The organism is Chryseobacterium panacisoli (genome assembly GCF_008274625.1).
Lineage (GTDB): Bacteria > Bacteroidota > Bacteroidia > Flavobacteriales > Weeksellaceae > Chryseobacterium > Chryseobacterium panacisoli.
The window spans coordinates 1553686-1565447 of the sequence record NZ_VTRU01000001.1 but is presented as its reverse complement, the minus strand read 5'-3'; the positions used below and the strand labels follow the sequence as shown (position 1 = coordinate 1565447).

Below are 11762 nucleotides of genomic sequence, written 5' to 3'. Positions count from 1 at the left end.
AAAGGCCGCGCCGATACATTTTTTGTAATAAAATTGTTACACTTACATGCTTTTACTCTTTTACAATTTTTTTATTATAATGAGCGCTATCCAATGTAATATCAATAAAATACATTCCTTTCACTAAAGATGAAACATCTATGGAAATCGTATTATTCGAAGAAGTAACATTCGTCTGAAGAATCTGTCTTTGATTCAGGTCTAAAATTTTAATAATACCTTTCTTAAATTCTTTATCTGTTTTAATGAATAAGACATCCTTGGCAGGTATCGGATAAACACTTATATCATTATTTGCAGATGGAGATGTTTTTGAAATTTCATTATTTTTCTTTGAAACTTTATCATTGTCGGACTTGGATACAGAAGGGGCGAATGCAGAGCATATATTCGTATTTTCAACATATAGAAAATGACTTTTTCCTGGTCCTGGCTCTAAAAAAGTATCTGTATCTAAAGTAATTCCTTTTTTTGCCTTAAAATTGACATTAGCATTCTGTGTGAAACTTTCATTTCTGATCCTGATAAATTCAGGAGCGTTGAGAAGTTCAAAATCCCAGCGATTAAATTTTTTGTCCTCAATGATAATTTCGCCGCCATTTTGGGAATTCATTTGCCATGCCATCTTATTGGCCTTTCCAGCATCTAGTCTGCCTGCTCCTAATAGACCAGCAAAAATCTGATTAGGAGGAAGATGATCAATATTCGCAGAAGTCAGTTTTAAGATTGTTTCAGCCTCTACGGGAGATAAGCAGTTGTTGGATGAGAATAATAAAGACAGAGTCCCTGAAACTAGTGGAGCTGCAAGGGAAGTTCCAATCCATGCCATTCCTAAACAATCATCACAATCGGGATAAGGTAGTCCGAGCATATCATAAGCAGGGGCTACAATATCAACATCTTCATTATTTTGAAGACGATTTAGCTGAATTGCATAGTTAGTATAATGAACATCCTTCACATTGGTTGTGGTGGCTGAATTGAGATCATTAAGGTGACCTACGCCACTCACAGCGATGACATTTTTGTACGACGCAGGAAATACCTGGGCATATGTACTTCCACAGCTTGCATTTCCTGCTGCTGCTACGAGAACTGTTCCGTTACTGTATATTTCATTTATTGCATCCTGCTCTGATTGTAAGAAGCTGCATGATGACAGCCAGCTCATATTGATAATTCTGGCTCCGTTTTGAGACATTTGTTTCAACCAATTCCAGCTACCATATCCCATACGGTCGGTTACTAATAATTTATTATTGAAGCCTATAGAAGAACCTCCAAAATTATTATCCGTATTGGAACCAGCCAGACCTGTAACAGCAGTACCATGTAAATTATTACCAACAATTTGTCCGGGGAGTGTTGAGATTTTGTTTTGAAATTCTCTGTGTGTTAATCTAAAGCCGTCATCTGAAACTCCCACTATAACTCCATCACCTTTGGAATAATCCCATGCTTCCCGGGCATTGATCAGATCCAGATGGGTATGCCCGATAGGATCCGGTACTAAATAATAGTCATTTGGAGTATACGCATACACCAAAGGTGGTGTCTTTTTAAACTGTGGGAAAATTTTATTTTCTATGTCAGGTTTAAGTAATGAAATATTTTCATTACGGATATCTATTTTTTCAGATTTTACAATGCCTGTTTGATGAGTGGCTATAAAGTCATTATAATCTCTTTCGGTTTTAAATTCTATTAATGATGTATTCTTTAACTTTTGAGAAGAAAAATCAGAAAAAGCTTCTTCATATTGTACGACTTCTAATTTTTGGTTGTTAAAAGATAAAGTTTTTAATTGTCTGTTTTCTCCAATTGCCGCTTGGGGCTTATTGGAAGGATCTTTAAATTCTACATAATATAAAAACCTGGTTTGTTGTGAAAAACAAAATGTATTCAAAAATAAAAATCCCAAAAAGTAACTTTTTGTTTTCATTATTTTGAATTTTGTAAGGTTTCTATTTTCTTGTTAAGATCAATAACGTGAAGGGTAAGTTCTTCTATTTTTTTTAGTAAAAGAATATTCATTTCTTTCAGTTCAATGCCTTCTTTGATAGCTTCTGCTGTTGTTGGAACTTCTGGAAGGTGTTTATTTTCTTTAATATAATTTTCCAGTGTTTTCAGGTCCATAAGTTTATAATTGTCCTCAAAAACATAATCTGCCCAACCGTTTTCAGCTGCAACTTCAACTTTTACTTTTTCTGTTTTTATCCCTTGGCGGACAAATAGTTTATAATTGTTGCAGTCTGCACATCCTGTTTGTGCAAGATTGTTCCAGTTCACCCCAATTAAAACTTTGCCATTAGCTCTCACAGAAAAAACGGGTTGTGACCAATTCCCCGGAGTGGGTGGTGCCGATAAGGTTAAAATACCAACATCATTAGTCTGATGATTATTATAACTTAACCACATTAAGTCACTGTCTTTAATATTATTTTGACCGGCACTGAAAAAATGATACCCATCTAATGTAGGGTCAGTTGCTACAAATGTAGCATTTCCTAAAAGATTAAGGGTCCGTTTCGGATCAGGGGCTGTTCCTATTCCGATGTTTCCCACAGAATTGATCTGTATTCTTTCTTTATTGCCTGTCTTTATTACCAGATCTTTTGCGTCTGAGGTACCTAAAAAATTGACGGCGGGGTCTGTTCCGGTATTTCCTGTCAGGTTCCATGTTTGTGCGTTGGAAAATGCCGCTATGACAATAGCTGCCAGAGTGATTGTTTTTTTCATGTTTAATTAGTTTTTGTTTCGTGATAAATATACTAAATATATCAACGGGATGTGATTATTTTTTTATTTGTGAATTATGTTACTGTACTTACAATAAACTAAATCAATTTATTAATCTTTTAAAAGGTTATGATTTATATATTTACGTTGTACTTATTGGAATACAGCTGTCTTATTTAACTTATATAAAAATCTCAGGATGTAATTTTTTGGTGATTTCTATTTTATTTTGCTCACAAGCTTATTATTGTTCTCCTTTCCGCTGGCGCCAGAGTTAGTGGGGCGCATTTGTAAAATGATTATGCTACTTAGATGACTTGAAAACATTTCGGCGCGGCCAAAGGCCGCGCCGAAACTTTTAATTATAAAATTGCCAATACAATATCATTTCGTTGCTTTCACAAAATTGCTGACAGCATTCACAAATTCTTTATTTTTTTCATAATACAAAAGATGCCCGCCATCAATAGTAACTACTTTTTGATTGGGAAATTGAAAGGTTTTATAGTGCTGAGTTCCCACTGCTTTATCCTTCTTTCCAGTGATAATGAGTACAGGAACATGAATATCTTTTGTAACAGGAGCGTAATCGGCATAATATTCCGGGAAATCTTTGGGTTTTGAGATGACCGCCATTCCGAAGTCGATAATTCGGGGATGGAGAGAATCAATTTTATCTGACTCTTTGATGGTTTCAATATCTTCGGTCAGGAATTTATATCCGATTCTTTTTTTCCTTAAAGCACTGCTGATTTTTGAAAGTTCTGATGAAAGACTGTCTTTAGGAACAGCCCTGGTTTTTGTCTGTAAAAGACTGTTCCCATATTCAATCTGTTCTTTAACTGATTCATCATTCAGGAAATGTAAGGTAACATTCGCCAGAATGAGTCCTTTCGTATGCTGAGGATATTTTTTTGCATAACTGACGGCAATGATTCCCCCAAAAGAGTGAGCCAGCAGAAAGATTTTTTTCAATTGGAGATGCTGCCTCAGTTCTTCAATATCCTGAACCATTTTATCGAGATGATAGTTTTCCGAAGTGCCGGATTCCCCGGAACCCCGCTGATCCATATAAACCATCTGCATATTTTTTTCCAGGTTATTTCCACCCATCAGTTCAAAGGAAGAATATCCTTGTCCAGGACCTCCTGGAACATAAATACAGGCTTCTCCTTTTCCGGAGACTTTATATTTGATCTTGACATGATCTGAAGTTTCATAAAAACCTTCAGAGTGATGATTCTGAGCTGAAACGGCAGTCAGTGAAGTGAAAAAAAGGAGTAGGAGAGCAATTGTTTTCATATCATTATAACAATTGTAAAGGGCTGTTTATTACTAAAATTAAAAATTATCTTCCTTTTACCGTGTCATTTCTTAAGGCTATTTCATTGATCCAGGAAGGATCCTTATTTCATAGGGAATATTTTGTTTTCCCCAACTGCAGAGCTGGTGCATCACTTTTGTCAATTCTGATCCGCTGGGTGTAATATGGTATTCAACTTTTAAAGGAACTTCATTGAATATTTTCTTAGTAATCAGGTTTGATTTTACCAATTCATTGAGCACAGAAGATAATACATTGTCTGAAATTCCTGTCAGTGTTTCCTTCAATTGTGAAAATCGGGAAACGTCATGGGTAATCAATAATAAAACTTCTGCTACCCATCGTTTACCAATAATCTTTAGTACTTTATTCAGGGTACATCTGTCGTCCAGATAATGTTCATTTATTGTATTGGTAGAATTCAGCTTCTTTTTACTCATACTCACTTATTTATTAGTAGCTCACAATCGGCTGCAGGTTAATCTCTGTGATTTTTTCAGCATACATTTGTTTCATAAAATTACGGTTTTTAGTCAATAGTTTAACAATTTTAAAATAAGGAAAATGAAAGCATATCAGGTAAGTAAAGAGTACAGTATCTCTTCTCTTGAGCAGGTAGAGAAATCCTATCCAAAGCTTTTACCAAATGAAGTATTAGTGAAAATGAAAGCCAATTCTCTTAACTACAGAGATCTGATGGTGGTAACAGGTTATTCTTCATGGAAACCTCCGGTAGGAAGGGTGCCGGTTTCTGATGGAGTGGGCATCATTGTAGAAAGAGGAAGTGATGTGACTGCTTTGGCTGTAAATGACCGCGTTGCCGGATTATTTTTGCCTAAATGGATAGATGGAAAGCTGACTGATGAAAAGATAGACGGTTCTCTTGGTGGTGCCAAAACAGACGGTCTGCTGCAGGAGTATGCTGTATTTGACCACAATGAAGTCATTAAAGTTCCTGATTTTTTAAGTGATGAAGAGGCTGCAGCATTGCCTTGTGCAGGACTTACAGCCTGGCATGCTGTGATTGAAAAAGGAGATATTAAACCGGGGAGTAAGGTTCTCATCCAGGGTACAGGTGGAGTTTCTCTGTTTTCTGCTCAATTTGCGCTAATGGCAGGTGCTGAAGTAATTTTATTATCAAGCAGCGATGAAAAATTGGCTTTGGGTAAGAAAATGGGAATCAATCACCTTATCAATTACCGCCAGATCCCCGACTGGGAAAAAAATATAATGGATATTACTACTGGAAGAGGGGTAGACCATATTGTGGAAGTGGTAGGAGGCAGTCATATTAACAGATCCATAAATGTCATTGCCCTCGATGGAACCATTTCCGTTATTGGTTTGATAGGTGGATTAAGTGCTGAACTGGATACGGTAAAAATTATGTCCAGACAAATCAGACTGCAGGGAATAGAAGTAGGATCTAAAGAAATGTTTACCCATATGAATGAAGCTTTGATGAAGCATCAGATACATCCGGTCATCGATCATGTATATTCATTTGAAGATGTAAAATCTGCTTTTTCTCATTTGGAAAAGGGTGCAACGGGAAAAATTGTGATAAAATATTAGTTTTTATTTTAAAAGAGACTTGTTGGTACCAACAAAAAATCACTGCTTTTGAAGTGATTTTTTTATTTAGGACCATGAACTTGTTAATCCAAAAAAATGATGTCAATACATATTATCGTGCATTGTCATATAGTTGATTGCCACAAGACGTTTTCAAAGTTCTGCAATCTTTTCAAACAATTCAGGATAGCTGATAACTAAGCCTGTTTCATCTACTGAAATTTCTGCTTTAAAATCGTTTTCAATATTTTCATAAAGGTATTTATTAATAGCTGTTCGGGTGTATTGTTGCTGAACAGGTCTGATTTGCTGATTTAATACATCAATATAAAGAACATCAATTTTTTGAGAAATACTTTCCTGCAGTTTTAAATTGTTGATCGGTAAAGTATTGGTAAATGGAGTGAGGGAAATGTCTATAAACTCACAACCATTGAATTCAGGACTTATGGTATTGTTGATCTCCCATTGATCCTGGATTCTTTTTCCTGCAAATGTACTTTTAATAGTATTGATCTCGGATTCGATCAAAAAACTCTGAACAATCCAGTTTTCATCAATGAGAATACTGTAGTTTACAGCAAAGATTTTATCTTCATAGCAGCCAATGATTTTTGATTCTACGGTATAGCTTTTATCATCAGACTGCAAATTAAAATATTCAAGAGATGGGTAAAGAATTCCCCGCCAGACTAGTGTTTTCATATATATAGTTTTGGATGTAATGGATTAACGGGTAATTCTTCGTTTCCGGATTCTACTCAATGTTTCTCTTGCTACTCCAAGAAATGAAGCCAGCTGAGTGAGTGAGACACGTTGAAGCATTGAGGGATGTTGGGATTCAATATATTCCAGTCTTTGTTTTGCATTATAAAGTTTGAACAGATTTGAAAATTCTTCTTGTCTGGAAGCAAACTGGCGAATGCAATGGCGTCCTAAAGTTTCAATTTCGGGTGCATTTCTGGCTGCCTCGAATAGTTTTGTTTTATCAAAAATAACAACATGCAGATCTTCACAAGCGATGATATTAAATTCAGACTTTTGACCACTTCCAAAACTGCTGATATCGGTAGCGATTTCATTTTCAAAGAAAAATCCGGTGTTTTTGATGATTCCTTCAATTTCGTAATAACTCTTACAAAACCCTTTATCAATATAAAACAAAGCGTTGCAGATTTCACCTTCCCGTAACATCATCTCATTTTTCCTGTAATTCCTCTCTGATAAGGCATGTTGAAGTATTTCCCAGCTTTTGTCAGAAAATGGAGTGAGAGATCTGATATATTTCAGAAGATTTTCCATGATATTGAGAAATTCTGTTTCTTGCGAAATTAATGAAATTGTTGGAGATTATAAGTATTTTTACCTTAGCAACAGGTCATAAAAAGAGCGGTAAAAACCGCCCTCCACAAGATTTTATCTAACAAGAATATTTTACATATAAACGCAGCCGCATCCGGTTTCCCATTCCTGGCAAAGACGCATCGGTTCATTACATCCAGGATTGCTGCCACCACCACCGGAAACTCTGTAACAGGTACCATCGCTGCAATAGTATGAACCTATTGTAGGAGGGCAGTTACCATCCATATCACATAGTGCATAAGGAGTGTCGCCACCGCTTATTAACACAAGCTGATTTCTCTTTAGTTTTTTTAAATTTTTCATAGTAATCATGTTTTAATTTGTTGATAACTAATGTATAAATTTTTTAAGACACCAGCAAGTGTTTTAATGGGTAAAGGCGAAAATTTTAAAATAGTATTTATATTATCATAGATTTAATCAAGGTCTAAGGTCATAAAAAGGGCAATTTCTTCTGCATTTTCATACAGTCTTGTGTTCAGTCCGGTAATATTGAATCCCATTCTTCTGTAAAACTGTATAGCTGGATAATTGGTGTTTTGTGTTTCCAGTTCAATCACTCTGCAGTTTAGTTTCCTTGCTTGTTTGATGGCGCTTTTAATCAGCATAATACCAATTCCCTGTCGTCTGTGTTTTTCATCGATCAGGATGTTTTCAATATAAAAGCTGTTGTTCCATGTTCTGTGTTCACAGATGATCCAGCCTGCAAGCTGTTCATCTGCAAAGGCACCAAAAGAATTTCCTTGTTCGATAAGGGCGTTGAGTTCCCCCAGATCTTCTGAAGTTGTCTCCCATATTTTGTTATAAGGAAAGGATTTTTCTTTTAAGTTAAACTCAAACGAGCCCCCAAATTCAATCGAAGAGACAGAATATATAATTTCCGTTGTATAGCCGTTATGACCCCAGTGTAAGCTTGGGTTGGATTCTAATTTCTGTAATTTTCTAATTTCCACATTATATATTTTAAAAACTTATTGAATTTCCGTACAGATTTCTATCAGATAATTATCAGGATCTTTGATATAAGCTGTTTTTTGTCCCCATGGCTTTACTGCAATATCTTCATAAAGAACAGCTCCATTTTTTATGGCTTTTTCCACTAAGGATTCTACATTATCTGTTGTAAATCCCAGCTCTATTCCGAAAGGTTTATCTTCCGTTTTTGAAGTTAAAAATCCTTTTTTTATATTAGAACCTGCAAGATGAATAGACGCAAATGAAAGGCTGGTTTCCCCGGTTAATAATTCTCCGTAATCTTTTTCAGGAGTGATGAATTTTATTTCAGAATCAAAAGTATTTTTATAAAAATTCATGGATTGCTCTACATCTTCCACGTAAAGAATGACATATTTGAATTTGATCATAGCATTAAATTTAAATGGTTTATTTTTTGTTAACAATATATTCTTTATCCAACATCAAGCTTACATGAGGTCCCTGTAAAGGATATTCTTTGAAACTTCCGAAATGACCAAAATGGAGAGAATATTTCTGGGTAAGTAGCCGCACCTTACTTCCAAAAGAATTGATGTCAACCTGTTGAATATTCTCTTTTTTCTGTCTGCCATTACTGAAAAATAACATCAGGTTACAATGTTCATTAAAATCGGAATCATGATAGTAGAAAACATTGAGATTTTCTTCCTGGCAAATCTGCACTAAGTCATGAATAAGATTTTGTTTATGCTGTAAAGGAAGGTTACAGTCAATTCTGACCATATAATTCTCGGCATTATTTTTCTTAAAATCTGAACCGACCATCTGAATGAACCGATGCTCTATACTTTTGAACTCATCTCTTTCCGGAGGATAGCTTTTATTAAATTGAATGATAAAGGGAATACTGGAGTCTAATAACAGAGCATTTTCACGAATCAATAATTCTTCAATCTCTGTTGCCAGCTGAAAATGATAATCAAAAAGTAAATAATCTCCAATATTGATGATCAGTTGATTGCCATTGATGTTCACCTGTACATGTGTTTGTCTGAAGTTTGTTTTCAGTTTTTCCAACTTTATAAGAAAATCAGTTATATTTTCAACCTGAACTCTTGCTGCCAGCTCAGCAGGATTATCGGCATGTCCACCATATCCCGGATAAAATTTGAAAAACGTAAAGTCATATAAATGATCCGGAAATTTGAAGCACCAGTATACGCCTAAAATCATTGGTTCTTAAATTAATTTAGAAATTAAAAAACTGAATAAACCTCGATAATTTGGATTTGAATTTAATTTTTTCATAATCTTCATCTGGATTATATATTTTAATTTCGATTTTATCTCTTTCTTTGATTACAAGTCCAGAATGAGTTTCAAGATTTGAATTAATTTGTTCCAATAATCCCAACTGAAGCATCACATCTAATATTCTTTTTCCATCCGCAAAATCTTCATAAATAGTAACAGGAAGAGGTTGGTATTTAGGTGTAGATTTAATATAAAGAGAAAAAAAATATGGATCAAGGTCTCCGAACTCCATCCCAAACATAAATGGAACTTCAATTTCCTGTTTTGTGATTATATTTTGAAAATAACAATGATAACCATGAAGGAAATATTTCCATTTTCCTACTTTACCCCCCTGAGTTCTTCTACCTTTTAAATAATTAAAAGCCAGAAACGGAAAATTTTTGTTTAGTTTTATTTTCTTCTTCTCAAAAAATAAATTAACCAGTTCTTCTCCAAGTTTTCTATAGTCTTTTGCACATTGTACAAAAAATAATTGGTTGGCAATTATCTCTTCTTTTGTAATAAGTTTATTTATTTCAATTTTAGGTTCCATTGAATGAATACCAATTTGAAAATGAGGAAGGTTTTTCTTTAATTCTTCACCATAATCCTCTCTCAGGTGGCCGATGGAATGACCAAAAATTATTTTAATTCTTTTTTGACGGGGAATATTTCTGAGGTAATCAATGCAAGGAAGTTCTTGTATTGATTTTGCAGTTATTAAATGAGTAGTCCTTTCCAAAGCATTAAATAGATAATTAGTTCAAAATTAAATAAAATTTCACACTCCAAAACTTTCAAAACCCTTAAATTTGTAGGCAATAAAAATTTACTTGGATGCTTAGGAACATTTCAATTGCGGCAGCTACTTTATTGTCCGTAGTTACAATCAATGCGCAGAAGAACAGAAATACTCAACTGGAAAGACCCAAATTAGTCGTTGGTCTGGTTGTAGACCAGATGCGTTGGGATTATTTATACCGTTTTTATGGTAAGTATGGAAATGACGGTTTCAAAAGACTTTTGAATACAGGATATTCTTTAAATAATGTACATATTCCTTATGTACCCACCATTACAGCTTTGGGACACACTTGTATTTATACAGGATCTGTGCCGGCAATTCACGGGATTGCGGGAAATGACTGGACGGATAAAGAAACAGGGAAAGGGGTTTACTGTACTGCGGATGAGAGCGTTCAGCCGGTAGGAACAACCAATACAAAAACAGGAAGCCACTCGCCCAAAAATCTTTGGTCTACTACGGTAACTGATGAATTGAGATTGGCAACCAATTTTCAGGGGAAAGTGGTCGGAGTTTCTTTAAAAGACCGTGCTTCTATTCTTCCTGCAGGACACACGCCAAACGGAGCTTTCTGGTTTGATGACAGCACAGGAAATTTCATTACCAGCACATGGTACATGAATGACCTTCCTCAATGGGTAAAATCATTCAATTCTCAGAACCTTCCTGAAAAATTAGTGGCAAACGGTTGGAATACCTTACTTCCGATCAACCAGTATACAGAAAGTGCACCGGACAACTCTTCATGGGAAGGCCTGCTGGGAAGTGCAAAAACACCTACATTCCCTTACAGCAACTTAGCAAAGGATTATCAGACTAAAAAAGATAATATCCGTTATACTCCTTTCGGAAATACATTGACATTGAAGCTGGCAGAAGCTTCTGTAGAAGGTGAAAAACTGGGTGGAGATAATATTACAGACTTTTTAGCCATCAATCTTGCTTCTACAGATTATGCGGGACATAAATTCGGACCGAACTCTATAGAAGTAGAAGATGTTTATATCAGATTAGACCAGGATTTAGCTGAGTTTTTCAATTATTTAGATTCAAAAGTAGGAAAAGGAGAGTACACCGTTTTCCTTTCTGCAGACCATGGTGGAGCGCATTCTGTAGGCTTCCTTAAAGAGCATAAAATTCCGACAGGTTTCTTCGGAGAAGATGCTGAAAAAAATCTGAACCAAAAGCTAAAAGATAAATTCGGAGCAGATAAACTGATCAACGCGATTGATAACTATCAGATTTATTTCGACAGAAAAGTATTGGCAGACAGCAAACTTGAATTGGATGATGTAAGAAATTTTGCCGTAAAAGAAATTGAGAAAGATCCTACTGTTTTATATGCAGTTTCTGTAGATAAAGTTCAGGAGGCTAGCATTCCGGAGCCTATCAAACAAAGAATTATCAACGGAATCAACAGACAGAGAAGTGGAGATATTCAGTTGATTTCTCACGATTCTATGCTTCCTCCATATTCTAAAACAGGAACTACACACAGTGTATGGAACTCTTACGATTCACATATTCCATTGATCTTCATGGGATGGGGAGTGAAACAGGGAGAAAGCAATAAAGAATATCACATGACTGATATTGCTCCTACAGTATCTTCTTTACTGAAAATTCAGTTCCCAAGTGGAAATGTAGGAAATCCAATTACAGAAGTTATCGGTAAATAAGCTGAACATTATACATTATAAAAGCATTCCAATTTGGAATGCT

13 protein-coding genes are annotated in these 11762 nt (G+C 35.2%); 2 read left to right on the top strand and 11 right to left on the bottom strand.

Going from position 1 to position 11762, the window contains the following annotated elements:
* Window positions 1-52 precede the first annotated feature (52 nt).
* From FW781_RS06975 to FW781_RS06960, 4 genes are all read right to left on the bottom strand, one after another.
* Entirely contained in the window at window positions 53-1942 is a 1890-nt protein-coding gene (locus FW781_RS06975) for a S8/S53 family peptidase (protein ID WP_149386751.1), read from the bottom strand.
* Entirely contained in the window at window positions 1942-2739 is a 798-nt protein-coding gene (locus FW781_RS06970; protein WP_149386750.1) for a hypothetical protein, read from the bottom strand. Before FW781_RS06970 ends, FW781_RS06975 begins: the two co-directional genes overlap by 1 nt.
* A 384-nt stretch (window positions 2740-3123) precedes the next feature.
* A complete protein-coding gene (locus tag FW781_RS06965; RefSeq protein WP_149386749.1) occupies window positions 3124-4041 on the bottom strand; it encodes an alpha/beta fold hydrolase in 918 nt (305 codons plus the stop codon).
* 78 nt (window positions 4042-4119) lie between these two features.
* Window positions 4120-4503: a winged helix-turn-helix transcriptional regulator gene (locus tag FW781_RS06960; protein ID WP_149386748.1), complete on the bottom strand. Its 384-nt coding sequence runs from the start codon at window positions 4501-4503 to the stop codon at window positions 4120-4122.
* Window positions 4504-4627: 124 nt separating this feature from the next.
* Between FW781_RS06960 and FW781_RS06955 the strand changes: the two genes are divergently transcribed.
* A complete protein-coding gene (locus FW781_RS06955; protein WP_149386747.1) occupies window positions 4628-5638 on the top strand; it encodes a zinc-dependent alcohol dehydrogenase family protein in 1011 nt (336 codons plus the stop codon).
* A 153-nt stretch (window positions 5639-5791) separates the two neighbouring features.
* On the opposite strand, the gene FW781_RS06950 is transcribed toward FW781_RS06955, so the two are convergent.
* The 7 genes from FW781_RS06950 to FW781_RS06920 all read right to left on the bottom strand — a co-directional run bounded on the left by FW781_RS06950 (window position 5792) and on the right by FW781_RS06920 (window position 9977).
* On the bottom strand, window positions 5792-6343 hold the full coding sequence (locus FW781_RS06950) for a putative glycolipid-binding domain-containing protein (RefSeq protein WP_149386746.1): 552 nt from the start codon (window positions 6341-6343) through the stop codon (window positions 5792-5794).
* Window positions 6344-6367: 24 nt separating this feature from the next.
* Window positions 6368-6940 (bottom strand): Crp/Fnr family transcriptional regulator, encoded by a 573-nt coding sequence (locus tag FW781_RS06945; RefSeq protein ID WP_149386745.1) that lies wholly within the window; start codon window positions 6938-6940, stop codon window positions 6368-6370.
* A gap of 132 nt (window positions 6941-7072) precedes the next feature.
* Window positions 7073-7306, bottom strand: coding sequence for a hypothetical protein (locus tag FW781_RS06940; RefSeq protein ID WP_149386744.1), 234 nt, complete (start codon window positions 7304-7306; stop codon window positions 7073-7075).
* A gap of 113 nt (window positions 7307-7419) precedes the next feature.
* The gene (locus FW781_RS06935) at window positions 7420-7956 is read right to left on the bottom strand and encodes a GNAT family N-acetyltransferase (RefSeq protein ID WP_149386743.1); all 537 of its coding nucleotides are present in this window, start codon (window positions 7954-7956) and stop codon (window positions 7420-7422) included.
* 18 nt (window positions 7957-7974) lie between these two features.
* A complete protein-coding gene (locus FW781_RS06930; RefSeq protein WP_149386742.1) occupies window positions 7975-8367 on the bottom strand; it encodes a VOC family protein in 393 nt (130 codons plus the stop codon).
* A gap of 19 nt (window positions 8368-8386) precedes the next feature.
* Window positions 8387-9172 (bottom strand): hypothetical protein, encoded by a 786-nt coding sequence (locus FW781_RS06925; protein ID WP_149386741.1) that lies wholly within the window; start codon window positions 9170-9172, stop codon window positions 8387-8389.
* Window positions 9173-9188: 16 nt separating this feature from the next.
* Window positions 9189-9977, bottom strand: coding sequence for a DUF6896 domain-containing protein (locus FW781_RS06920; protein ID WP_149386740.1), 789 nt, complete (start codon window positions 9975-9977; stop codon window positions 9189-9191).
* Window positions 9978-10072: 95 nt separating this feature from the next.
* Between FW781_RS06920 and pafA the strand changes: the two genes are divergently transcribed.
* Window positions 10073-11719: an alkaline phosphatase PafA gene (pafA, locus tag FW781_RS06915; RefSeq protein WP_149386739.1), complete on the top strand. Its 1647-nt coding sequence runs from the start codon at window positions 10073-10075 to the stop codon at window positions 11717-11719.
* The last annotated feature ends 43 nt before the right edge of the window (window positions 11720-11762 follow it).